We start from the raw sequence: 21,898 nt of genomic DNA on the forward strand, positions 1-21,898 counted from the left end.
GGTGATCGGAATCGGGCAGGGTTGGCCGACGGTCAGGAATCCAGCCAGGCCCTGAGGTCGTCGGTGTGCTCACCGAGCCGGGGCGGGCGACGTTCGTAGCGGGGCGGGGTCCGGGAGAGGCCGATGGGGTTGGCGACCAGCTGCATGGCTGAGCCCTCTGGCCCGGTGACCGTGGCACGAGGGCTCAGGCCGAGGGTGTCGGCCAGGTCGAAGGCCTGGGAGAGGTCGTTGACCGGGCCGCACGGAACACCGAGCGGAGTGAGCCGCCCGAACCATTCCGACGCGGTCCGCGCTGACAGCAACTCCCCCAATTGCTCAGCGAGTTCGTCGACATGTGCCACCCGGTCGGTGTTGGTCGCGAAGCGAGGGTCGTCGGCCAGGCCGGGTACGTCCAGCCCCTGACACAAGGCGCGGAACTGCCGGTCGTTGCCGACGGCGACGACCAGCGGACGGTCCTTTGTCGGGAAGACCTCGTACGGCGCGATCGACGGGTGGCGGTTGCCCAGGATGCCCGGCACCTGGCCCGCCAGGGTGTAGCCGCCGGCTTGGTTGACCAGGCTGGACAGCAGGCAGGAAAGGAGGTTGACCTGGACGTGTTGTCCTTCCCCGGTGGCCTCACGGTGCCGCAGCGCGGCCAGCACTCCGATCGCCGCATGCAGTCCGGTCAGCACGTCCACGAGGGCCACGCCCGTCTTCACAGGCTGCCCGGGCGCCGGCCCGGTGACGCTCATCAGGCCGCCGACCGCCTGGATCAGCAGGTCGTAACCAGGCAGGGCGGCCCCCTCCTCGGCTCCGAACCCGGTGACCGAGCAGTACACCAGACCCGGGTTGAGCTCGCGCGCCCGGTCCTGGCCGAGCCCGTACTTGTCCATGGTCCCGGGCCGGAAGTTCTCGAACAGGACGTCGGCCCGGCGTACCAACTCCGTTGCTCTGCACAGGTCCTGCTCGTCGCGGAGGTCGAGCGTGAGGGAACGTTTGTTGCGGTTGACCGACAGGTAGTACGTGGCCTCGCCCTGGGCGTGGGGCGGTCCCCAGGCCCGGGTGTCGTCCCCGGTGACCGGGTGCTCGACCTTGATCACGTCGGCGCCGAGGTCGGCCAGCAGCATGGTCGCGTACGGGGCGGCCAGGACGCGTCCAAAGTCGGCTATGAGCACGCCGGACAGGGGTCCGCCGGATGTCGCGGTCACGGTTCCCGCCGTTCCGACGGCCGTACATACACCGTCTTGGTCCGGGTGAAGAACTCGCGGGCCGCACGGCCCTGTTCCTTGGGGCCGTACGCGCTCTGCTTGGCTCCGCCGAAGGGGACGTGCGGATCGGCCCCGGCCGTTTCGGAGTTGATGTGGAGCACGCCCACGTCCACCTGCTCGGTGGCGGCGGCCACGGCCCGCAGGTCGTCGGTGAAGACGGCCGCGGAGAGTCCGAAGTCGCTGTCGTTGGCCAGGCGGAACGCCTCCTGGATGTCGCGGGCCCGGCGGACGGAGAGCACGGGGCCGAACAGCTCCTCCCGCCACAGCGGATCGTCTCCCGCCAGCTCGACCACCGTGGGCGCGAGGAAGGCACCGTCCATACGGTCGTCTTCGTACGGTCGGCCACCTGTCAGCAGATCGACCCCCGCGCGGGTGGTCCCGGCATCCACGGACCGCTGGATCTCGTCCCGGGCCTGGACCGAGACCACGGGCCCCATCTCCGTGTCTTCCTCCAGCGGATCACCGACCCGCAGCGCCGCGGCCCGCTTGGTGAGCAGGGCCAGGAAGTCGTCGGCGACCGGCTGCTCAACGACGAGCCGGGAGGTGGCCGTGCACTTCTGCCCCGACGATCGGAAGGCACCAGCGAGCACCTCCCCCGCCGCCAGCTCCAGGTCGGCGTCGGCCAGGACGACGGCCGCGTTCTTGCCTCCCATCTCCGCCTGGAAGGGCCGGGCCAGCCAGCCGCACGCCGCGATCAGGCTCCGGCCGACGGAGGTCGACCCGGTGAACGTCACCGCGTCCACCCCCGGATGCTCGACAAGCCGACCGCCCAGGGGACCTCCGCCGATCAGCAGCGACAGCACGCCTTCCGGCAGCCCGGCCTCGACGAGGGCCTCGGCCAGTCGTACGGCCAGCAGCGGGACCAGGCTGGCGGGCTTCCACACCACGGTGTTGCCGTAGCTGAGGGCGGGGGCGATCTTCCAGGCCGGGATGGCGATGGGGAAGTTGAACGGGGTGACGACGGCGACGACACCGACCGGTCGGTGGATCACGTGGATCTGCTCGCCGGTCCGCGGCGAGGCGAAGACCTCGCCGACCGGGCGCGACGCCTCACTCGCGTAGTAGCGGAAGATCTCCGCGGCGCGTTGTACCTCGCCGATGCCCTCGGCCCGGGTCTTACCCTCCTCCCACGACAGTTCCTCACCCCACGGCTCGGCGTGGGCGTCGAGGATGTCGGCGGCGCGGTCGAGGATCCGGCCGCGCACGTGGTGAGGGGTCGCCGCCCAGCGAGGAAAGGCGTCCCGGGCTGCGGCGACGGCCTGGTCCAGGTCGTGGTCCTGGGCGAGCTGCCCGACCGCCACGGTCTCGCGGGGCCGCGCCGGGTTGACGTCGACCAGTTCGTCGCCGTCGCCGGTTCGCCACTGCCCCGCGAGCAGGTTGCGCAGGGGCCGGGCGGACCGGTCGAGTCCGCCTGCCGTCGCGCTGCTGCCTGCGCTCTGTCGCATCGGCCTTCCTTTCAAACGGTCCGTACGCATCTCTAAGGGTCCATACGCTCGTGCGTCGGGAGAGGTCCTGTGTCCGTACGCGCCACGTCGGCGCCTCCGGTGCATGAGGCCGTCATTCTTGGGACTGGGCCGACGGCACCGCACTCGACGAGATGTCCTGCACCCTGCGGCGGGAGCACTCCGATCCGTCCATGGCCCGACAGACCGCGGCGGTGCTTGGCTCGTCGCTCCCAACCCCTGTCACATCCGGAGGATGTTCCATGCCCGGTGCTTCCCGCCCGGTCGGCGGTCCCGAGCTCGCGCAGGTCCGGCGGGTCGTGAGCAAGATCCCCGGCCCGCGTTCCCGTGAACTGCTGGCCCGTCAGCGCAGCCTGGTGCCGGCCGGCGTCGGCTCGACCCTGCCCGTCTTCGTGGAGGCGGCCGGCGGTGGCGTGATCGTCGACGCGGACGGCAACTCCTTCATCGACTTCGGCAGCGGCATCGCCGTGACCACGGTGGGCAACTCCGCCCCCGCCGTGACGGAGCGCGCGGCCGCGCAGCTGCGCCGGTTCACCCACACCTGCTTCCTGGTCAACCCGTACGAGTCGTACCTGGACGTGTGCGAGAAGCTCAACGAGCTCACACCCGTCCCCGGCGAGAAGCGCACCATCCTGGTGAACTCCGGTGCCGAGGCCGTGGAGAACGCTGTCAAGATCGCCAGGGCCGCCACCGGCCGCCCCGGCATCGTCGTCTTCGACCACGCCTTCCACGGCCGCACGTTGCTGACCATGAGCCTCACCGCCAAGAACCAGCCCTACAAGCAGGGCTTCGGCCCCTTCGCGCCGGAGGTGTACCGGGCCCCCATGGCATACCCGTACCGCTGGCCCACGGGTCCCGAACGCTGTGCGGAGGAGGCGGCGTATGCCCTGGCCGACCTGCTGGACCGGCAGGTCGGCGCCGACAACGTGGCCGCGGTCGTGGTCGAGCCGATCCAGGGCGAGGGCGGCTTCGTCGTCCCGGCTCCCGGATTCCTGAACAGCGTCGCCAACATCTGCCGGGCGCGAGGCATCCTGCTGATCGTGGACGAGATCCAGGCCGGCATCGCTCGCACCGGCCGGATGTTCGCCTGCGAGCACGAGGGCATCCAGCCGGATCTGATCACCACCGCCAAGGGTCTCGCCGGAGGGCTGCCGCTGGGCGCGGTGACCGGCCGGGCAGAGCTGATGGACGCGGTGCCGGCGGGCGGGCTCGGCGGGACCTTCAGTGGCAACCCGGTGGCCTGCGAGGCCGCGCTCGGTGTCTTCCAGGAGATCGAGGCCCACGACCTGCTGGAGCGCGCCCGGGAGATCGGCGACATCATGCTCGAATTCCTCGGTGAGCTCAGCGACCGGTGCCCGGTGGTCGGGGAAGTCCGGGGCCGGGGCGCCATGATCGCGATCGAGCTGGTGGAGGCGGACGGTGACCGGGTGCCCGCTCCCGACCTCGCGGCCCGGGTCGCCCGGCGGTGCCACGCGGACGGCCTGCTCGTGCTGACCGCCGGCAGCTACGGCAACGTGCTGCGGTTCCTGCCGCCCCTGTCGATCTCCGACGCCCTGCTGGAGGAGGGGCTGTCCCTCCTCGGCGAGGCCGTCGAGAAGGAGATGGCCTCAACGGTCTGACCGATCCTCAGCCGGTTCGGCCGATGCCGCCGGGCTCCTGCCACGCGGACAACGCCAGCAGGAGTTCGGCGCGCACATGAGCCGAGTCGAGATCCGCGCCGAGCAGGCCGCGTACGCGCTCCATACGGCTGCGCAGGGTGTGCCGGTGCACGCCGAGCACGGCCGACGCGGTCTCCCACTGACCGTTGTGCTCCAAGAAGGCGCGCAACGAGTCGAGCAGGTCGGTGCCGTTTGCGGTGTCGTGCGCTGCGAGAGGAGCGAGCTGCGTCTCGGCCAGCGTCGCGAGGATCCTTCTCGTCTCCGGGGTGGCGGCCAGCAGTCGGCCGGCCAACGACTCGAACGCGACCACGTCGCAGCTGCCTCGCGTCCGGGCTACCGAGGCGGCGTTCAGGGCTTCGGTCAGGGCCGCGGGCCCGTCGGCCAGATGGTGGGCGGCGCTCAGGCCGGCCCACACGCGCGACCTCAGCCGGGCACGCGCGCCGTCCGTGGCCGTCTGTGCCGTGACCGCGTGGCCGGCCGGCAGCAGCACCGCCGCGCAACCGCCGTGCACACGTCCGAACAGGGGCAGACCCCGTTCGGCAAGCTCCTTCCCCAGGGCCTGAAGAGCCTGGCGTGGGCTAGCGCCGCGCAGGACGAGGACACGGATGCCGTCGCGGACGGGGAAACCCGCCTCGGTCAGATGGTTCTGAGCCGCTGATGCGGTGACGGTGCCGTCCAGCAGCAACCGCAGGAACAAGCCGTTGACGCGGTTCTGCTCGTCGCGCAGCCGCAGGGGCTTCTCCGCCTCCAGGGCGACCAGCGACGCCGCGTGCCCGAGCAGGAGGTGGTCGACGGGCGTGAGGGTCCGGTCGGCGACCAGGACCAGGCGGCCGTGGACGCGCGGCCCCACGCGAACCCGCTGCACGGCCAGCACACCGTCATGGCCACAACTCACCGCGGCGGCCGCCCCCTCCGGGGCACCGAGCCCGGCGACCAGGGCGGCCTCAAAGGCTCCTGCGCCAGGCGGATGGGCCGCGCGTACCCCGCTGTCGTGGTCCAGGAGGACGGCGGACGTGCCGGTCGAGACGGCCAGCTCCCGCACCACCGCCTGGGCCCCTCCGCGCAGCGCGGCCCGGGTCATCCTCGGCTGGATCCGTGATGCCTGGACGACACCCTCGTACTGCTGCTCGGCCAGTCGCTCCATGACTGCCTTGGTGACGGCCACGAACGGTGTGGGAAGCGGGATCTCCAGCAGCGGCAACCCTGCTTCCTCGGCCGCGTCGACGAGGGTCTCGGGCACCTGCTCGTGCGACAGCCCGACTCCGAAGCCGACAGCGGCCACCCCGGCTTTCGCGAGACGCTCGACATAGTCCTCGCAGGTGCCGGAGTCCGCCGCCAAGCGGATCCCGGTGGTGAGCACCAACTCGCCGCCGTTCAGCCACGGGCCGGGATCGACGAGTTCGATGCTGTGTGCCCAGACGACTTCCCGGTCCAAGCCGCTGCCGCCCGCCAGCACCTTCAGACGCAGATCCTGACGCCTCAGCAACCAGGCGAGCTGTACGCCCACGACACACCACCAATCATGACCTTCAGAAGTGCAGGTAAAACTTGGGGGTACGGCTGTGGGGCCGCCGGACGTGGTGCAGCCGGCGGCCCCGCGCGTGCGACGTGGTCACCAACCTCCTTCGGCACGTCGGTCGTAGCGCAGTCCGCTGTCACCCAGGTCGAAGACGAGCAGCTTGGACTCGGTGAAGGTGTCGAGGAACCAGCGGGAGAGCTCACGACCGACCCCGCTCTTGCCGGTGCCGCCGAAGGGGGCGAGCTGGTCCCAGTAGTTGCTGGTCTCGTTGATGTTGACCGTGCCGTGCTGCAGGGCCTCCCCCACGCGCCAGGCGGTGGCGAGGTCCCGGGTCCACAGGGAGGCGATCAGGCCGAGGTCGCTGGAGTTGGCGATCTCCACGGCCTCCTGCACCGAGGAGACCTTGATGACGGGGGCGACCGGACCGAAGGTCTCCTCCTGGGCGATGCGCATCTCGGGCGTGACGCCGGTGAGGATCGTGGCCGGGAAGAACAGGCCCTCCTCCTTGCCGAACTGCACGACGTCCGCGCCCCGGTCGCGGGCGTCCGCCACATGCTCGGCGATGCGCCGCAGGGTGGCCTCGTTGCGGACGGGTCCCATGTCGGTGTCTTCAAAAGCCGGGTCGCCGATGCGGAGCTGGGCCGCACGGGCGGTCAACTTGGTGACGAACTCGTCGTGCACGGCCTCGTGGACCAGGAGCCGTTCCGCCGAGGTGCACACCTGCCCGGCGAAGTAGAAGCAGCCGTTGACCGCCGCCTCCACGGCGGCGTCGATGTCCGCGTCGGGAAGGATGATGAACGGGCCGTCGCCGCCGAGTTCGAGCAGGTGCGGGCGCAGGGCCGCGGCGCGGGCGATGCGTTCACCGGTGGCGGTGGAGCCGGTGAAGAACAGACCGTCGACACCCGGGTGTTCGACGAGGGCCGCTCCGACGTCGCCGAGCCCGTGCACGACGTTGATCACGCCGTCGGGCAGACCGGCCTCGGTGAAGATCTCCGCCACGAGGTTGCAGCTGATCGGCGCGTACTCCGAGGGCTTCCAGACGGCCGTGTTGCCGGCCGCGACGATGTGCGCCAGCGCGATCGAGGAGATGTCGGTGGGGAAGTTGTACGGGGTCACCACGCCGACGACGCCGAGCGGACGGTAGTTCATGACCAGCCGCTTGTTGTTGGTCTGCTCCTGGGTGGAGGGGAACGACAGGCCCCGGTGGCGCAGGACCTCCTCGCCGGCCTTCTGCCAGGCGGGGGCCGCGTACTCGATGACCTCCTCGCGGGCCTCCGCGACGGTCTTGCCGATCTCCAGCGTCAGCACCCGGGCGACCTCCTCGGCGCGCTCGGCGAAGAGGGCGTGGACCCGGCGCAGGATCTTGACCCGCTCGATGAGGGGCGTCGCGGCCCACTGCGGCTGGGCGCGGCGGGCGGCGGACACGGCACGGGCGACGTCCTGGACGTCACATCGGGTCACGTCCGCGATCAGCTCACCGGACTGCGGGGAGTGCACGGGGAAGCTGCCCGCGCCGCCGTCCAGCCACGAGCCGTCGATGAGCGCCTTTGTGGGCAGGGTTGGGGGCATGTTGGTATCCACCTTCGGTTCTCGGGGTCGCATCGCGCGACGCTTGAAAGCTGAGGGACGCTGAGGGACTACGTGCTCAGACGGAGGCGGGCGACGAGGACGGCTCCTGCGCGGCCGGGGCGGCCAGCGCATCCCCCGCCGGAACGTCCCCCCGCTCGTGCGGCCTGGCGACCGCCATGTACACGGCACCCACGCCCACCACGACGGCTCCGCTGACCAGCACGATGTAGTTGTCGTACCAGGGGGTGCCGGGCGTGCGCGGCCAACTGATGTTGACAAGCGCGACGACGCCGTAGACGAGGGCGCCGATGGTGACCGGAAGCCCCCACCGCTCCAGCCGGTACTCGCCCGACGGCCGCCAGCCGCGCAGCCGCGCCCGCAGGGAGGCGAGAACAACCATCTGGAAGGCCAGATAGATACCCAGGGTGGAGAAGGAGATGATCTTCACCAGGGCGTCGGCGGAGTAGGCGGAACCCACGATGATCAGCCCGGGGAGGACGGCCGCGAGCAGCAGGGCGTACGGCGGCACCCGGAGCCGTTCGGAGAACGCCGCCAGCACACGGCTGCCGACGATCATCCGGTCGCGGGCGAAGGAGTAGGTCAGCCGACTGGCGGCGGCCTGCAGGCTCATCGCGCAGGAGATGAAGGAGAGCAGGACGACGACCAGGACGGCCCGGGCGCCGCCGCTGCCGAACGCGTCGGTGAGCACGGTCGTCACCGGGTCGGCGTCCTTGCCCGAGATGACCGCGCCGAAGTCGCTGACGGAGAGGATGAGGGCGAGGCACACCGCGGTCGCGGCGGCCCCTCCGATGTAGATGGTGCGCCGCATCGAGGTCGGGATCCGCCTGCCGGGGTTCGGGACCTCCTCGGCCACGTCGCCGCACGCCTCGAAGCCGTAGTACTGGAAGACACCGATGAGCGAGGCTGCCGCGAAGGCGTAGAGGTACGAGTGGCTGCCCTGGGAACCGAAGCTGTCGAACAGCACGCCCAGTCCGTGGTGACGGTTGGCGATCAGCAGCCAGGCGCCCACCACGACGGCTCCGACGATCTCGGCCACGAAGCCGAACACGGCGACGGCGGAGAGCACCTTCGTGCCGCCGAAGTTGATGACCGTGGCGAGCAGGAGGAGTCCCAGGGCGCAGAGGATCGTCGTCGTGGTACTGGAGGCGAAGCCGAACACCGCTGCCACGTACGGTCCGGCGCCGTAGGCGACCGCCGAGATGGTGGACAGCAGCGCCAGGAGGTAGATCCAGCCGGTCATCCAGCCCCACTTGCGCCCCCACAGCCTGCGGGCCCATGGGTACACCCCGCCGGCCACCGGGAACTCGGCGACGACCTCGCTGAAGACCAGGGCCACCAGCAGCTGGCCGACGCCCGCGATCACGAAGGCCCAGATCATCGGCGGGCCGCCGGCCATCAGCGAGGCCGCGAAGAGGGTGTACACGCCGACGACCGGCGAGAGGTAGGTGAATCCCAGCGAGAAGTTCGCCCACAGGCTCATGTCCCGCTTGAACTCGGACTCGTAACCGAGGGCGGCAAGGCGCTGGGCGTCGGCGTCTGCTTCTCCGTCTGCGGGGGGCGGCGGGGACTGCGTGGCGTCGTTCATCGACGGGCTCCTTGAGGGAAACACGCTGCTGAGCGGGATGTCGGCAGGACCGGGGCCGTGGGGGAGGCCGACGAGGACCGGGAGGTGTCCGGCATGTCGAGTGGGCGAAAACCTACTACATTGAAGTTCAAAGGACAACGGTTTGACTGCTACCCTGGAGACGATCTCTCGTTACGGATCTTTGACCTTCGAGGAGGGGCCGTGGCGGCAGTGGACGGCCGCTCGCCGGTGATGAGCGCCGCCTTCGCGCCCCTGAGCGACTCGGGCCGGGCGGACATGGTGGTCCGCAGGGTCGCCGAAGCGGTCACCATCGGGCTGATGGCGGACGGTGAGCAGCTACCCAGTGAGAGCGACCTCGCCTGCCAGCTCGGGGTCGCCAACGGCACGGTCCGCGAGGCCCTCGCCATCCTGCGCGAGCAGGGACTCGTGGAGACGCGGCGCGGACGCAACGGTGGAAGCTTCATCCGCGACCCGGAGGAGGGCCTGACCAGGATCCACCAGGCCCGTCTGAGGGAACTGGGCATCTCGGAGCTGCGCGATCTCGGCGACGAGCAGTTCGCCGTCTCGGGCACCGCGGCCCGCTTCGCCGCCGAACGCGCCCCCTCGGACCTGGCGAAGAGCCTGGACCGCCTCGTCACGGCCCTGCGCAAGGCCGAGTCCGCCGCCGAACGGCGCAAGGCCGACGCCCGCTTCCACATCGAGGTGGCCGTCGCCGCGCAGTCCGTCCGGCTGACGCGGCTGGAGGTCCGGCTCCAGGCGGAACTCGGGCCGCTGCTGTGGCTGCCCGGAGGCGACGGGCCCGACGCGTCGGACTTCGCCGATCAGCATCACGAGATCCTGGTGGCCATCATGGCCGGAGACGCGGCCGAGGCGCGCCGTCTCGCCGAGGCGCACACGGTTGCCGGCACTCGCCATCTGGTACGTACACACCTACGGTTGACCGATGCCTGATCCGGTGGCGCACCCGCGCGCCGCCCTCCTTGACGGAGCACAGTGATGACCAGCACCTCAGCCACCGGCATCGTCCGGTGCAGCGAGTCCATCCGGGACACGGTGGAATCCGTCTTCGCGGCGCTGGCCGTCCTGGAGACCGAGGCGCGAGAGCGCCTGAGCGCGGTCGGCCGGAAGGGCAGGCGTCCCGGCACGGGCGATCTCACCGCCCTGCGCCCGACGATCCAAACCCTGCTGCGCGAGCAGGGCGACAGGTTCAACGGCGCGGGTGTCGTCATGGCGCCCGACGCGCTCGCCGACGCCGCCTTCCACCTCGAGTGGTGGCAGCGGGCCGGAGAGCAGGAGTCCCGGCCGCTGCGGCTGAACCTGGATCCGCGCAGCGAGAGTTTCTACGACTACACCCTCAAGCCCTGGTTCGTGATCCCCCGCGACGAGGGTCACGGCACGGTCATGGGGCCCTACGTCGATCTGCACTGCGCCGGCCTCTACATCCTGACCTTCACACGGCCCCTGACAGTGGACGGTGAGTTCGCGGGGGTCGTCGGGGCCGACGTCCCGGTGGCCGGCTTCGAGCAGATCGTCATCCCCTCACTCAAGTACCTGGGCGGTGAAGCGGTGGTGATCACCAGCGAGGCCCGGGTCCTCGCCGCGAACACGCCCACGTGGGCCGTCGGGGAGATCGCTCGCGAATTGCTGGGCCATGGAGCCGGAGTGGAGCAGGCGGCCGTGCCCACCCCGGAAGTCGACTGGAGCGTGATCCGGGTGCCGTCCTCGGCCGACGGCTGAGAGAACTGGTCACCCCCGATCGCCTACCACTTCGCTGTCCCCCATGCATCGGTGGACTGGGCACGTGGCACCTTCGACAGTCCGCGCGGCACCATCGCGGTCGAATGGCGCGCCGATGACCATGAACCGGACATCACCGTCGATGCCCCGCCCGCCTCCACCGCCACTGCCGTCTTCCCCCACGGCGAGGAAATCACGGCCGGGCCAGGGCCAGTTCACCTCGCGCGCCTCATCGCACGGTGAACGACTGCTGATCACTGCTGAGCACAGAGAGGCCACCCTCAACGCTCAGCAGTGAGAGTCGACTGTGCCGAAGACCTTTCGGTGCGGCGCCGTCCGTGCGCGGACGCGATGGTGAGTCGACGCGGCGCCTGCGCACCCCCTGTGGTGACGCGTGTCTTGCCGGTGCCCGGTGTCTCGAGAAAAGCAGCACTCTCGTTGGCCAGTTGGAAGTCCCGTGCTCCCAGGTGCGCGAGTTGTTGCCGCGTCAGACCGCACATGTGGACGGGGTCGACTTGTTCGAGGGCCTTGATGGCGAGAAAGCGTGCGGTGCGCCTGTCGCAGGACTCACAGCTGGTCGGCGAGCCGCGCGAGGGTGTCGGCGGCGTGCTCGACCCTTGCCTGGCGGTGCCCGGTCCCGGCCCACAGGTGGATCAGCCGTGTGTCGGCGGCCGCGGTGGCGGCCTTGCGGAGTGGGCCTGTGAGGTGGTGCAGGGCGGGGTAGCCGACTGGAGCGATCGGGTCGTATCGGTCGGTGAAGTGGTTGCGCAGGGCACGCGCGGGCCGCCCGGTGAAGGCACGGGTGACGACGGTGGTGTCGAAGGCCGGGTCGACCAGGGCCGCCTTGTGCGGTGCGGACGCGCCGCTCTCCCGCGTGCGCAGCAGGACGGTGCCGACCATGGCGGCTTGGGCACCCGCGCCCAGCGCGCCTGCCACGTCGGTGGCGGTGGTGATTCCGCCAGTGGCGACGAGGGGCAGGGCGACGGCGCCGCGCACTCCGACGATCAGGTCGGGCAACGAAACCTGTACGGGAGGCCGTTCGGGGGTGAGCGTGGCCGAGTGCCCGCCGGCGGCGGGTGCCTGCGCGATGAGGGCGTCGACCCCGGCGTCAGCCGCTCGACGTGCCTCGTCGGCGGAGGTGACGCACTGCAGAACGGTGCTCCCGGCCCTGCGCAGGGCGCTGACGACCGCGCGGTCCGGGATGCCGAAGGTGAAGGACACCCAGGGGACGGGAGAGGAGGTGAGCAGGTCGATCTTGTCCGTCCAGTGGTCGTCGTCCTCGACCGGCTCCTCGGGCAGCGTGAGGCCGTAGCGGTCGGCCTCCGCGTACACCTCCCGCGCGTAACGCCGGTACGCCTCCCGGGAGACGGGGACCGGGTTCGGAACGAACAGGTTGACGCCGAACGCGACGCCTTCCGCACGGGTGGTGTGGATCTGCCCGGCCAGTGCCTGTGCGGTCTTGTACCCGCCGGCCAGGAAACCCAGACCGCCCGCGTGGGCGGCGGCGGTGACCAACTCGGGCGTGCTCGGCCCCCCGGCCATCGGCGCCGCGATGAGGGGAAGGTCTGCTCCGAGGTCGGAGAGCAGTGTGCTCATGGCAACTCCTCCTGAAAGGTATGAGCGTCAGGCCGCCGGGGCCACGGGGCCGAGGTGGTGCGGGAAGCGGACACAGACGGCGGCGGCCGCGACCGCGGCGACGACGACCAGCGCGCTGCCCAGCAGGAGCGCCTGGTGGTAGCCGTGACTGAGCAGCGGGGCGGCGAGCAGCGGGCCGAGGATCTGGCCGGCGCTGTATCCGGCGGTCAACAAGGCCACGGCGCGGGGTACTTGGAGGTGGGCGCCGATGGACAGGGCGATGGTGCTGACGCCCATGAAGGTGGCGCCGAACAGCACGGCGGACACGAGTGCGGGCGTGGCACCGCCCAGCAGCGCCGGCAGGGCGATGCCGACGGCCTGGATGGTCAGCGAGGTGAGCAGCAGGGCCGGCCTGGACCAGCGGTCGGCCAGCCGGGTCCACAGCGCGCACGAGGGCAATGCGGCAAGGCCGACCACGATCCAGGCCCCGGAGCCGAGACGGCCCGGGACTCCCTGCTGGATCGCGGCGACCAGGAAGGTGCCGGCGATGATGTAGCCGATGCCTTCGAAGGTGTAGCTGGTGAGCAGTGCGAGGAACCAGCGGTGGGTGCGGGGCCGTTCGGTCTTCTCGGTCGCCTCGGAACTCCTTGGTTCCGGCTGTGGGGCCAGGGGCCAGGCGACCACCGCGAGGAGGGCGGCCAGGATGGCGCAGGTCCACCATGCCGCCTGCCAGGTGGACGCGGCCTGCACGGCGACGACCAGCAGGCCGGACAGGGCGATCCCGGCACCGACTCCGCCGAAGGCCCAGCCGACCAGGTGGTGGGCGTGCTCGCGCAGCCCCGAAAGCACGGCGCTGACGGCGATCACGAAGATCAACGCGCTGGCGGCACCGGCCACAAGACGCAGCAGGAACCAGACGGTGCCGTCGTGGGTGACCGGCATGAGCACCAGCGTCGCCACCAGTACGACGAAGGAGCCACGCAGAGCCACGGCCGACCGGACGACGGCGGGTACGGCGATGCCGGCCAGGGCTCCTGCGAGGTAGCCGATGAAGTTCGCGGTCGCCAGGTTGGCCCCTTGCGCCGAGGAGAGTCCGGCCTGGGTGTGCATGAGGGGAAGGATCGGGGTGTAGACGAACCTGCCGATCCCCTGCCCCGCGGCGAGCGCTGCAGCCGCCTGCGCGACGATCGTCCAAGGAGACCGCGCTCGGGGAGGGGACGTGGCTGATGGCTGCACTGACCTGGGTACCTTCCTGGTGACTTTCTGTGGCCGTCCTTCACGCTAGGCAGCGCGTATACGCCTGTGAAATGCCGGTTAGGCTGCCCCTATGCATGGCAGGCATGGATGCCGGGAAGGGGCGCGAGGAGCATGGACGTCGAACTGCGCCATTTGCGGGCCTTTGCGTCCGTGGCCCGCCATCGCTCGTTCTCCCGTGCAGCCGAGGAACTGCTGATCACGCAGCCGGCGCTGAGTCGTACGATCGCGCAGTTGGAGGGCAACCTGAGCGTCCGCCTGCTCGACCGGTCCTCACGGCATGTCGAACTGACCGATACCGGCGCGGAGTTCCTCGTCCACGTAGAGCGGGTGCTGGCCACACTGGACCAGGCCCTCGCCGTCGTGAGCCATCGAATCACCCTGCGCCTGGGCTTCAGTTGGCTGCTGCCCGATCCCTGGACACAGCGGACCGTCAGCCGCTTCGAGGAGACCACAGGAGCGACGGTCGCCCTGACCCGGACCGACGATGCCCTTCAGGCGCTGCGTCAGCGCACGCTCGACATCGCGGTGGTGCGGGGCGACTTCGACATGCCACGAGGAGCGCGCTCCGTGCACCTGTTCGACGAGCCGCGCGTCGCCCTATGCTCCGAGCACTCCGACCTGACCCGTTTCGACCATCTGGACTGGACAGACGTCCAGTACTGGCCGCTGGTCGTCAACACGGTCAGCGGCACCACCGGCCCCTGGTCCTGGCCGACCGACCAGCGCCCCGACCGGATCATCGAGACGGCGAACTACGACGAGTGGCTGGAGACGGTGGCCGCCAACCGGGGCATCGGCATCGTCCCGGAGGTCGCTCAGCGCCGTACCCAGCACCCCGCCGTGCGCTTCGTGCCCCTGACCAATGCACCGCCGAGCCCGGTCAGCCTCGTTCACTTTCCTGACGCCCGGCGGACGCTGATCCGCCGGTTCCTGGACGCCGCCGTACCGGCCGCCACCTCGGGGTGACCGCATACCGCGGTCCGGGGAGCACTATCGATAACCGGTGAGCATAGACAGTTCACCAAAGGCATTTCTGCTGCGAGTGGCGAGTCATTACCGTCGAGGGCATGAGCGTGAGCGAAACCCTCAGCACAGGTCTGTCCCGACAGGAATGCGCGATCACCGTCCTGGGCGGCCCCACGGCCGTCATCGACATCGGTGGCCTGCGCATCGTCAGCGATCCGACCTTCGACGAGGCCGGCCCGCACGGTTACCTCACCAAGACGGCCGACCCCGCCGTCGACGAGGACGGGGTGGGGCCGGTCGACCTTGTTCTGGTCAGCCACGACACACATCCGGACAACCTCGACGAGCGCGGCCGCGCGTTCGCGAAGGCCGCCCCGTTGGTGCTCACCGGCCCCCTGGCCGCCGGCCGCTTGGGATCACCGGCCGTCGGCCTCTCCCCGTGGGCCAGCCACTCCGTGCCCCGCGCGGACGGTGGCGGCGACCTGACCGTGCTGGCGGTCCCCGCGGTCCACGGCCCCGAGGACGGCGAGCGCGACGCCGACGGGAACGTCAACTGCGAAGTCACCGGGTTCGTGCTGGCCGGGGAAGGGCTTCCCACCGTGTACGTCAGCGGCGACAACGCATCGATCCGCACGGTCGCCGAGATCGCCCGTCGGGTGCCGGACATCGACGCGGCCGTCCTGCACGCCGGAGCGGCACGCGTCCCGGCGAAGTTCGACGGCCGTCCGCTGTCCCTGGACAGTCGCGCCGCTGCCGCCGCGGGAGCCGTCCTCGGCGCCGGCACCGTCGTTCCGGCCCACTGCGACGCCTGGGCCCACTTCTCCGAGGGCGTGTCGGAGATCGAGCTGGCCTTCCACGAGGCCGGCCTGTCCTCCGTGCTGCGGGTCGCGCCCCATGGAACGTGGGTGCAGCTCACCCGCTGATCCGCCACATCTACACACACCGGCAACAGACGAGCAAGGAACTACACGTATGCCCTTCGTACGCATCGATGTCATCCGCGGCCGCCGTCCCGACGAGATCCGGGCGATCGCCGACGCGGCGCACCGGGCGCTCGTGGACGTGCTGGAGATCCCCGAGCGGGACCGGTTCCAGGTCATCACCGAGCACGACGCGGACCACATCATCGCCCTCGACGCCGGCCTGGGCTTCGAGCGGAGCGACAACCTGGTGATGCTCCAGATCTTCACCCAGGGAGGGCGCACCACCGAGGTCAAGCAGCGGGTCTTCGACGCCATCGCCAAGCAGCTGGAACCCCTTGGCATCACCGGTGCGGACGTCTTCATCAGCTTCATGGAGAACGGCCCGCAGGACTGGTCCTTCGGTTACGGACGCGCCCAGTACGTCGAGGGCGACCTGGCCGTCCCCGGCCGCTGACACCATCCGTCTTTTCGCCGGCCGCAGGTATGATCCTGCCCACGGGCCCCTATGGAGGTCGACATGGAACTGTCCGACCTGCGGATCTTCCTGGCCGTCGCGCGCACGCACGGCATCACCAAGGCCGCTCAGGAACTGCACACCGTGCAGTCGAACGTCAGCGCGCGCGTCCACGCGCTGGAGAAACAGCTGGGCGCCCCGCTGTTCCGTCGGCATGCCCGGGGCGTGGCCCTGACGAACGCGGGCGAGCAGCTGCTGCCGTACGCCGAGCGCATCAGCAGGCTCGTCGACGAGGCACAGCAAGTCGTCGGCGACGAGACCGATCCGTGCGGTCCACTGCGGATCGGGTCCATGGAGACCACGGCGGGCCTGCGGCTTCCCACCGTGCTGGCGGCCTTCGCCGATGACTGCCCCCGCGTCGACTTCTCGCTGATCACCGGGCCGACCGATCAGCTGGTCCGGGACGTCCTGGAGTACCGGCTGGACGGCGCGCTGGTCAACGGCCCGGTGCGGCAGCCCGACCTGGTGGAGACCCCGGTGTTCGAGGAACGCCTCGTCCTCGTCACGGCGCGCCGGGTCGCCGGCCTGGACGCCGTCATGCGCGACCCGAAGATCCTCGTCTTCCGTACCGGCTGCTCCTACCGCAGGCGCTTGGAGAGCATCCTGCAGGCGCGGGGCGCCATCGGCGTTCGCTGCATGGAATTCGGAACGCTGGACGGCATTCTCGGCTGCGTCGGGGCCGGCATGGGTCTCACCCTGCTGCCCGCCGCCGTTGTCGAGCGGCACGCCTCCCGCGAACAGGTGCGGGTGCACGAGCTGCCGGAGGAGGAGGCACGCGCTCAGACCGTCTTCGTCCAGCGCGTCGACACACCGCCGTCGCCGGCCCTGACGCGGTTCCTCACGCATGCGCGAGCCATGGAGCAGACACCGCCCGTCCTGCGGATGGTCGGCGGCTCCTCCGCTGCCACGGGCTAGATATTGCGGGTCAGCAGGTTGGTGACGCTGCGGCCGAGAGATCAAGGTGTCCCGAGCAATGTCGCGACGGCTGCGCGAGCATGACGCGCCGGGGCCGGGTCGCCACTGATGCCGGCCGTCACGATGGCTCCTTCGGCGAGGAGGAAGACCGGTTCCACCACCGGCACCCCGGTGGCGTGGACCCACATGGCGATCTGCTCGTGGAACGCCTGCTTGTGCGACCGGACTTCGGACCGCACCGCTTCGGACGTCGAGCCGAGTTCGCCGTGGGCGTTGACCCAGGCGCAGCCGCGGAAACCGGGCTGTGCGAACCACTCGGCAAGCCAGTCGAACACCGCGAGTACGCGCTCGCGGGGATCCGGGACCTGTTCCACGTGGGCGGCCAGGTCTCCTCTCCACCGTTGGTCGCGACGTTGCAGCATCGCCACGACGAGACCCTCTTTCGCCGCGAAGAACCGGTAGATCCGCTTCAGCGGCAGACCTGATGCCGCGCGCACCTCGTCCATTCCGACCGCCTGGATGCCTCGCTCGTAGAAGAGCCTCTCTGCCGCGTCGAGCAGTGCTTCACGGTCCAGGCGGTTCTGTTCCTCGGTGACCGGGGCCGGCATCGAGCCTCCTTGACATTGAGAACGATCGTTCCCTACCTTAGACCCCACGATGGAGAACGTACGTTCTCAATGTGAGGAGACCGCAGTGCCGGAAGATCGCCCGCCCTACCCCCCGTTCACCCGGGAGACCGCCCTGCAGAAGGTCCAGGCCGCCGAGGACGCATGGAACACCCGCGATCCCCAGCGGGTGGCACTGGCCTACACGGCGGACTCGACATGGCGGAACCGGGACACTTTCGTCACCGGCCGCGAGGAAATCGTCGCCTTCCTGACACGGAAGTGGGAGCGCGAACTGGACTACGCGCTACGCAAGAGCCTCTGGTCGTTCCACGAGGACCGGATCGCCGTCCGCTTCCAGTACGAGTGGCACGACACGGAAGGTCAGTGGTGGCGCAGTTACGGCAATGAACTGTGGGAGTTCGACGAGCGCGGCCTCATGCGGCGCCGCGAGGCGAGCATCAACGACATCGCCATCTCCGAAGCCGACAGACGCGTCCACGGGCCTCGACCCGTGGACGAATACGGGATCGACATCCCGCTCCAGTAGAGAGCCCGCCCTCACGTCATCCCAAGCCGGTGGGCTCAGCTCAGGCAGCACGGAACGCCGCACCGCGGCCCTCGACGGCGCGGTAGGCGGGAGACGCCCGTGTCCGCAGGGCGCGGGGTCAATGGGAGTGGTACTGAGGTCGTGCGGGACCGTCGAGGTCCAGTTCCACGACATTGACGTAACGTGCCGGCGAATGGGCCGGCAGGCCTGTGATGACGACCCGGCGTCCCTCGCGGTGCACGGAGAGCTGCTCGCCGGTGGGCAGCAGGCGTGCTGCCAGCACCTCGTTCTCGAGTTGCGTGATGACGATTTCACCGGTGGCGCTCCATTGGTCGAGCGTCAGGAAGGCCTGGTTGCCCTTGGTCGTGATGCGGCCGGTGGAGTGGAAGTCGAAGTAGTTCGGCAAGAGGCGTTCCGTGCCGTATACGGCTTCCCCATGTGTCCTGAGCCAGCCGCCCATCTCGCGCAACCGCTCGACGGACGGGGCGGGGATGATGCCGTCCGGGTCGGGGCCGACGTTGAGCAGGTAATTGCTGCCGCGAGCGGCGCAGGCGATCAGCTGCCGGATCAGCAGGTCGGTGCTCTTCCAGTTTCCGTCTCCGATGGTGTAGCCCCAGTGGTCGTTCATGGTGACGCAGGATTCGTACACGCGTGTGTCGTCGGGCACCTCCATGGGCACGGTCTGCTCGGGTGTGGCGTAGTCCTCGGGGAGGCCGGAGCGGTCGTTGATGAGGATGCCGGGTTGCAGTTGGCGGACCTTCTCGTTGAGAGCTTCCGAGTCCCACACCTCGGCCGTGCGCTCCCCCCATCCTCCGCGGAAGTCCGCGTCGTCCGCGCAGTCGTAGAACAGGATGTCGATGGGGCCGTAGTTGCTCATCAGCTCCAGAGTCTGCTGGTGGAACCGGTCGACGCACTCCTGCCAGCCGGACGGGTCGGTCTCCGGGCCGCGGAAGTAGGCCGGGATACTCCAGTCCTTGACGCTGAAGTACAGACCGGCCATGAGGCCTTCGGCTCGGCAGGCGTCGAGGTACTCGGCGACGAAGTCGCGCCGGGCGGCGGTGCGCACTGAAGTGAAGTCGGTGTGTTCGCTGTCGAACAGGCAGAAGCCGTCGTGGTGTTTGGCGGTCAGGACCATGTAGCGCATTCCGGCCTCACGGGCGATGCGTGCCCAGGCCCTGGGGTCGTAGTGGCGGGGATTGAACCGGTCGGCGAGTTTCTCGTAATCGGCGGGCGGAATGTCTTCTTGGTATCGGACCCATTCGCCCCTGCCGGGGATGGCGTACAGCCCCCAGTGGATGAACATCCCGAAGCGGGCGTCGTTGAACTTCTTGAGGCGCTCTTGGCGCATGGCTGTATCCCTCGGGCAGTGGTGGGCGGATCGGGCTGCGTTCTTGCTGCCGTATGCCGCTCGTGGTGGATTGCTGGTTGGTCATGATGGTCAGCGTCGTCCTGCCTGACCGCTGCCGCGTTGCCACTGCTGGGGAGGAGTGCCGCCGCACAGGAAGACTTCAGAAGAGGCAGGACGAAGCAGCGCGTTGGTCCGCGCTGAGCAGTGCGGGCACCGTCTTCAAGGACCGTGCGAGCTGGAACACGGCATATTGAGGAGGCCGGGCCGCTCGGTCCCGGCGGTAACCGGAGACGAGGCTGCCGCCCGGGTAGCGCACGGTGGTGACCCCGAGTTCCCGGATGAGCGCCAGGACGTCCTGGCGCAGTCCGGCCTCGTCCGGCGGTTGGATAGCCGGGGTGGTGGAAACCCGTGTACACGCAACGGCCGAGGTGTTCGACGAACGATCTGTAGAGCAGGGGGTGGACGGCGCCGGGCGTCGCCGGGCCCTCACTGTCGGTGGCCGCGCCGTCACCCAAGTGCCCTCGGGCGCCGGGTCGCCCGGTGGCGCGCGGAGCGTCCCTACTTGAGCCCGGAGGTTGAGATACCCGCGACGAAGCCGCGCTGCAGGATCAAGAAGAGCGCGAGCACGGGCAGGACGTACATCACGGCGCCGGCGGCGACGAGATTGCTGAGCGTTGCGCCCTGTGCGTTGACGTAGCCGGTGGCGAGCTTGACTGCCAGGGTGGTTCGGTTGGTGTCCAGCAGCAGCGCGGGCGCTATGTAGTCACCCCAGGTCCAGCTGAAGGACAGGATGATGCTGGTGGCGATGACCGGCCACGACTGGGGCAGGAAGATCCGCCAGAAGATGCGGATCTGCCCGCAGCCGTCGACGATCGCCGCTTCCTCCAGTTCCTTCGGCATATTGGCGAAGAACTGCCGGAACAGGAAGATCAGATACGGCGCACCGCACAGGCCCCACAGCACCCACGGCATGTAGGTGTTGACCAGGCCGATTTTGCCGAACAGCAGATAGGTCGGCACCAGGGTGATGATCTGCGGCATCATCATCGTCGACAGCAGCACCCCGAAGATCACCCGCTTCCCCGGTGCTTCGAGCCGGGCGAAGCCGAACCCGGCCCAGGCCGAAGCGAGCGTGACCAGCCCCGCGTAGATCACCGAGATCGTCAGCGAGTTGCGGACGTAGCCGAGGTAGTCCCACGTGGTCAGGGCCTCCTTGAAGTTGTCCAGGCTCGGGTGGTGGGGCCACCAGTGGATGGGGAAGGCGCGCAGCTCCGACGGGTCCTTGAAGGCGGTGATCAGGAGCCACCCGAAGGGGCTGAGGAAGAGAACAAGGAGCGCCACCAGGACCATGTAGACGGCGCTGCGCCGGGTGAACACCATCACGACTCTCCGATCGTCCGGGGCTTTGTCTTCGCCGGCTCCGGGTCCAGGGAGTAGAAGACCGCGCCCTTGCTCAGCCTGAAGACGAGGAAGGTGACGACGCCGATGATCGCGAAGAGCACCCACAGCATGGCCGAGGCATAGCCGTAGCGTCCGTTGGCGAAGTACTGGGTGAAGACGCTGATGATGAACAGGTTGTTGCTGTCCGGGACGCGTGCCACCCCCTGCGGGGAGGAGTCCAGGGATATCAGCAGCGGTGCGACACTCTGCAGTGCCGCGATGATCCCGGTGACGACCTGGAAGAAGATCACCGGGGAGAGGAGCGGCAGGGTGATGCGGGTGAAGGACTGCCAGGGGCCGGCCCCGTCGACACGTGCGGCCTCGTGGAGCTCTTTGGGTATGTCCTGCAGGCCCGCCAACGAGATGATCATGACATTCCCGACCGCCCACATCGTCAGCATGATCAGCACCCAGCGGGCATAGGGATCCATCAGCCATGGCACGCCGTTGATGTGGAAGACGTCCAGGATGCCGTTCGCCGCCCCGGAGTCCCGGTCGAAGATCAGCTTGAAGGTGAGGGCCGCGCCGACCGGCGGTACGACGGCGGGCAGGTACAGCAACGTGCGGAACAGTCCGCGGGCGCGGATCGGCTGGTTGACCAGTACCGCCAGCGCAAGTCCCGCCACGATCGACAGCGGTACCGTGATTCCGGTGAACAGCGCGGTGCGCCCGAGGGACGCCATGGTGTCCGGGTCAGTGAAGACCTCCCTGTAGTTGGCCAGCCCGACGAATCGGGAGCGGCTGGAGAGCCCGTCGGAGTTGGTGAGGCTCAGCCACAGCGCGTACCCGAGTGGGTAGGCGGTGAGGGCCAGGAAGCCCAGTACCCACGGGCCGACAAAGACGTAGAAGGCTGCGGCCCTGCGCTGCCTGAGCGAGAGCCGTTTGCGCGTGGACCGGCGGGGGGGGGGGGGGGGGGGGGGGGGGGGGGGGGCGGGCGGCGCGGCGGGGGGGGGGGGGGGGGGCGGGGGCGGGGGCGCCCCCCCCCCACAGCACCCGCGGCGCGGGG

20 protein-coding genes and 1 pseudogene are annotated in these 21,898 nt (G+C 69.7%); 9 read left to right on the forward strand and 12 right to left on the reverse strand.

From position 1 onward, the window contains the following. Nucleotides 1–32: 32 nt before the first annotated feature. Nucleotides 33–1,187, reverse strand: a complete 1,155-nt coding sequence (locus ACFYWX_RS25015) for a CaiB/BaiF CoA transferase family protein (protein ID WP_389426307.1) — start codon at nucleotides 1,185–1,187, stop codon at nucleotides 33–35. Next, a complete protein-coding gene (locus ACFYWX_RS25020) occupies nucleotides 1,184–2,692 on the reverse strand; it encodes an aldehyde dehydrogenase family protein (RefSeq protein WP_389426308.1) in 1,509 nt (502 codons plus the stop codon). Before ACFYWX_RS25020 ends, ACFYWX_RS25015 begins: the two co-directional genes overlap by 4 nt. 260 nt (nucleotides 2,693–2,952) lie before the next feature. Between ACFYWX_RS25020 and gabT the strand changes: the two genes are divergently transcribed. Then, complete coding sequence (gabT, locus tag ACFYWX_RS25025) at nucleotides 2,953–4,329, forward strand: 4-aminobutyrate--2-oxoglutarate transaminase (protein WP_389426309.1); 1,377 nt, start codon at nucleotides 2,953–2,955, stop codon at nucleotides 4,327–4,329. Nucleotides 4,330–4,336: 7 nt separating this feature from the next. On the opposite strand, the gene ACFYWX_RS25030 is transcribed toward gabT, so the two are convergent. The 3 genes from ACFYWX_RS25030 to ACFYWX_RS25040 form a co-directional block, all read right to left on the reverse strand. Then, nucleotides 4,337–5,875 (reverse strand): PucR family transcriptional regulator, encoded by a 1,539-nt coding sequence (locus ACFYWX_RS25030; protein WP_389426310.1) that lies wholly within the window; start codon nucleotides 5,873–5,875, stop codon nucleotides 4,337–4,339. A 105-nt stretch (nucleotides 5,876–5,980) separates the two neighbouring features. Further along, nucleotides 5,981–7,456: an aldehyde dehydrogenase family protein gene (locus ACFYWX_RS25035; RefSeq protein ID WP_389426311.1), complete on the reverse strand. Its 1,476-nt coding sequence runs from the start codon at nucleotides 7,454–7,456 to the stop codon at nucleotides 5,981–5,983. A 76-nt stretch (nucleotides 7,457–7,532) separates the two neighbouring features. Beyond that, a complete protein-coding gene (locus tag ACFYWX_RS25040) occupies nucleotides 7,533–9,062 on the reverse strand; it encodes an APC family permease (RefSeq protein WP_389426312.1) in 1,530 nt (509 codons plus the stop codon). A gap of 201 nt (nucleotides 9,063–9,263) precedes the next feature. Here ACFYWX_RS25040 and ACFYWX_RS25045 point away from each other — a divergent pair, with 201 nt between their 5' ends. From ACFYWX_RS25045 to ACFYWX_RS25055, 3 genes are read left to right on the forward strand one after another with little or no spacing between them, the layout of a single operon-like run. Then, a complete protein-coding gene (locus ACFYWX_RS25045) occupies nucleotides 9,264–10,013 on the forward strand; it encodes a FadR/GntR family transcriptional regulator (protein WP_389426313.1) in 750 nt (249 codons plus the stop codon). Nucleotides 10,014–10,058: 45 nt separating this feature from the next. Continuing rightward, nucleotides 10,059–10,799, forward strand: a complete 741-nt coding sequence (locus ACFYWX_RS25050; protein ID WP_389426314.1) for a hypothetical protein — start codon at nucleotides 10,059–10,061, stop codon at nucleotides 10,797–10,799. A 51-nt stretch (nucleotides 10,800–10,850) separates the two neighbouring features. Next, the gene (locus ACFYWX_RS25055) at nucleotides 10,851–11,042 is read left to right on the forward strand and encodes an alpha-L-rhamnosidase C-terminal domain-containing protein (RefSeq protein ID WP_389426315.1); all 192 of its coding nucleotides are present in this window, start codon (nucleotides 10,851–10,853) and stop codon (nucleotides 11,040–11,042) included. A gap of 324 nt (nucleotides 11,043–11,366) precedes the next feature. Here ACFYWX_RS25055 and ACFYWX_RS25060 read toward each other — a convergent pair whose 3' ends face one another. Then, nucleotides 11,367–12,395, reverse strand: coding sequence for a nitronate monooxygenase (locus ACFYWX_RS25060; RefSeq protein WP_389426316.1), 1,029 nt, complete (start codon nucleotides 12,393–12,395; stop codon nucleotides 11,367–11,369). Nucleotides 12,396–12,422: 27 nt separating this feature from the next. After that, nucleotides 12,423–13,610: a YbfB/YjiJ family MFS transporter gene (locus ACFYWX_RS25065; RefSeq protein WP_389426317.1), complete on the reverse strand. Its 1,188-nt coding sequence runs from the start codon at nucleotides 13,608–13,610 to the stop codon at nucleotides 12,423–12,425. A 132-nt stretch (nucleotides 13,611–13,742) separates the two neighbouring features. On the opposite strand from ACFYWX_RS25065, the gene ACFYWX_RS25070 reads away from it, so the two are divergent. From ACFYWX_RS25070 to ACFYWX_RS25085, 4 genes are all read left to right on the forward strand, one after another. Continuing rightward, a complete protein-coding gene (locus ACFYWX_RS25070; protein ID WP_389426318.1) occupies nucleotides 13,743–14,597 on the forward strand; it encodes a LysR family transcriptional regulator in 855 nt (284 codons plus the stop codon). 101 nt (nucleotides 14,598–14,698) lie between these two features. Continuing rightward, on the forward strand, nucleotides 14,699–15,520 hold the full coding sequence (locus ACFYWX_RS25075) for an MBL fold metallo-hydrolase (RefSeq protein ID WP_389426319.1): 822 nt from the start codon (nucleotides 14,699–14,701) through the stop codon (nucleotides 15,518–15,520). A gap of 49 nt (nucleotides 15,521–15,569) precedes the next feature. Further along, on the forward strand, nucleotides 15,570–15,974 hold the full coding sequence (locus ACFYWX_RS25080) for a tautomerase family protein (protein ID WP_389426320.1): 405 nt from the start codon (nucleotides 15,570–15,572) through the stop codon (nucleotides 15,972–15,974). A gap of 63 nt (nucleotides 15,975–16,037) precedes the next feature. Continuing rightward, nucleotides 16,038–16,949 carry a LysR substrate-binding domain-containing protein gene (locus tag ACFYWX_RS25085; protein ID WP_389426321.1) on the forward strand — a complete coding sequence of 304 codons (912 nt, stop codon included), beginning with the start codon at nucleotides 16,038–16,040 and terminating at the stop codon, nucleotides 16,947–16,949. A gap of 41 nt (nucleotides 16,950–16,990) precedes the next feature. Here the strand turns inward: ACFYWX_RS25085 and ACFYWX_RS25090 are convergent, their stop codons facing one another. Then, nucleotides 16,991–17,557 (reverse strand): TetR/AcrR family transcriptional regulator, encoded by a 567-nt coding sequence (locus ACFYWX_RS25090; protein ID WP_389426322.1) that lies wholly within the window; start codon nucleotides 17,555–17,557, stop codon nucleotides 16,991–16,993. A 49-nt stretch (nucleotides 17,558–17,606) separates the two neighbouring features. Here ACFYWX_RS25090 and ACFYWX_RS25095 point away from each other — a divergent pair, with 49 nt between their 5' ends. Continuing rightward, nucleotides 17,607–18,104, forward strand: coding sequence for a DUF1348 family protein (locus ACFYWX_RS25095; protein ID WP_389426323.1), 498 nt, complete (start codon nucleotides 17,607–17,609; stop codon nucleotides 18,102–18,104). A 118-nt stretch (nucleotides 18,105–18,222) separates the two neighbouring features. Here the strand turns inward: ACFYWX_RS25095 and ACFYWX_RS25100 are convergent, their stop codons facing one another. The 4 genes and pseudogenes from ACFYWX_RS25100 to ACFYWX_RS25115 all read right to left on the reverse strand — a co-directional run bounded on the left by ACFYWX_RS25100 (nucleotide 18,223) and on the right by ACFYWX_RS25115 (nucleotide 21,575). Continuing rightward, nucleotides 18,223–19,452: an alpha-L-fucosidase gene (locus tag ACFYWX_RS25100; RefSeq protein WP_389426324.1), complete on the reverse strand. Its 1,230-nt coding sequence runs from the start codon at nucleotides 19,450–19,452 to the stop codon at nucleotides 18,223–18,225. A 256-nt stretch (nucleotides 19,453–19,708) separates the two neighbouring features. After that, nucleotides 19,709–19,967: pseudogene (locus ACFYWX_RS25105) on the reverse strand (alpha-L-arabinofuranosidase); the annotation flags it as partial. Nucleotides 19,968–20,010: 43 nt separating this feature from the next. Next, entirely contained in the window at nucleotides 20,011–20,832 is an 822-nt protein-coding gene (locus ACFYWX_RS25110) for a carbohydrate ABC transporter permease (RefSeq protein ID WP_389426325.1), read from the reverse strand. Continuing rightward, entirely contained in the window at nucleotides 20,832–21,575 is a 744-nt protein-coding gene (locus tag ACFYWX_RS25115; protein WP_389426326.1) for a carbohydrate ABC transporter permease, read from the reverse strand. The genes ACFYWX_RS25110 and ACFYWX_RS25115 overlap by 1 nt, the downstream gene beginning before the upstream one ends. Nucleotides 21,576–21,898 lie beyond the last annotated feature (323 nt).

Origin of the sequence: Streptomyces sp. NPDC002888 (assembly GCF_042888465.1) — a bacterium.
Classification (GTDB): Bacteria; Actinomycetota; Actinomycetes; order Streptomycetales; family Streptomycetaceae; genus Streptomyces.

What these genes read in the sequence shown, in the direction of transcription:
- ACFYWX_RS25020 (WP_389426308.1), bottom strand. Translation starts at nt 2,692, where the DNA reads ATGCGACAGAGCGCAGGCAGCAGCGCGACGGCAGGCGGACTCGACCGG.
- gabT (WP_389426309.1), top strand. Translation starts at nt 2,953, where the DNA reads ATGCCCGGTGCTTCCCGCCCGGTCGGCGGTCCCGAGCTCGCGCAGGTC.
- ACFYWX_RS25035 (WP_389426311.1), bottom strand. Translation starts at nt 7,456, where the DNA reads ATGCCCCCAACCCTGCCCACAAAGGCGCTCATCGACGGCTCGTGGCTG.
- ACFYWX_RS25040 (WP_389426312.1), bottom strand. Translation starts at nt 9,062, where the DNA reads ATGAACGACGCCACGCAGTCCCCGCCGCCCCCCGCAGACGGAGAAGCA.
- ACFYWX_RS25050 (WP_389426314.1), top strand. Translation starts at nt 10,059, where the DNA reads ATGACCAGCACCTCAGCCACCGGCATCGTCCGGTGCAGCGAGTCCATC.
- ACFYWX_RS25060 (WP_389426316.1), bottom strand. Translation starts at nt 12,395, where the DNA reads ATGAGCACACTGCTCTCCGACCTCGGAGCAGACCTTCCCCTCATCGCG.
- ACFYWX_RS25070 (WP_389426318.1), top strand. Translation starts at nt 13,743, where the DNA reads ATGGACGTCGAACTGCGCCATTTGCGGGCCTTTGCGTCCGTGGCCCGC.
- ACFYWX_RS25075 (WP_389426319.1), top strand. Translation starts at nt 14,699, where the DNA reads ATGAGCGTGAGCGAAACCCTCAGCACAGGTCTGTCCCGACAGGAATGC.
- ACFYWX_RS25080 (WP_389426320.1), top strand. Translation starts at nt 15,570, where the DNA reads ATGCCCTTCGTACGCATCGATGTCATCCGCGGCCGCCGTCCCGACGAG.
- ACFYWX_RS25085 (WP_389426321.1), top strand. Translation starts at nt 16,038, where the DNA reads ATGGAACTGTCCGACCTGCGGATCTTCCTGGCCGTCGCGCGCACGCAC.
- ACFYWX_RS25090 (WP_389426322.1), bottom strand. Translation starts at nt 17,557, where the DNA reads ATGCCGGCCCCGGTCACCGAGGAACAGAACCGCCTGGACCGTGAAGCA.
- ACFYWX_RS25095 (WP_389426323.1), top strand. Translation starts at nt 17,607, where the DNA reads ATGGAGAACGTACGTTCTCAATGTGAGGAGACCGCAGTGCCGGAAGAT.
- ACFYWX_RS25100 (WP_389426324.1), bottom strand. Translation starts at nt 19,452, where the DNA reads ATGCGCCAAGAGCGCCTCAAGAAGTTCAACGACGCCCGCTTCGGGATG.
- ACFYWX_RS25110 (WP_389426325.1), bottom strand. Translation starts at nt 20,832, where the DNA reads ATGGTGTTCACCCGGCGCAGCGCCGTCTACATGGTCCTGGTGGCGCTC.
- ACFYWX_RS25115 (WP_389426326.1), bottom strand. Translation starts at nt 21,575, where the DNA reads ATGGCGTCCCTCGGGCGCACCGCGCTGTTCACCGGAATCACGGTACCG.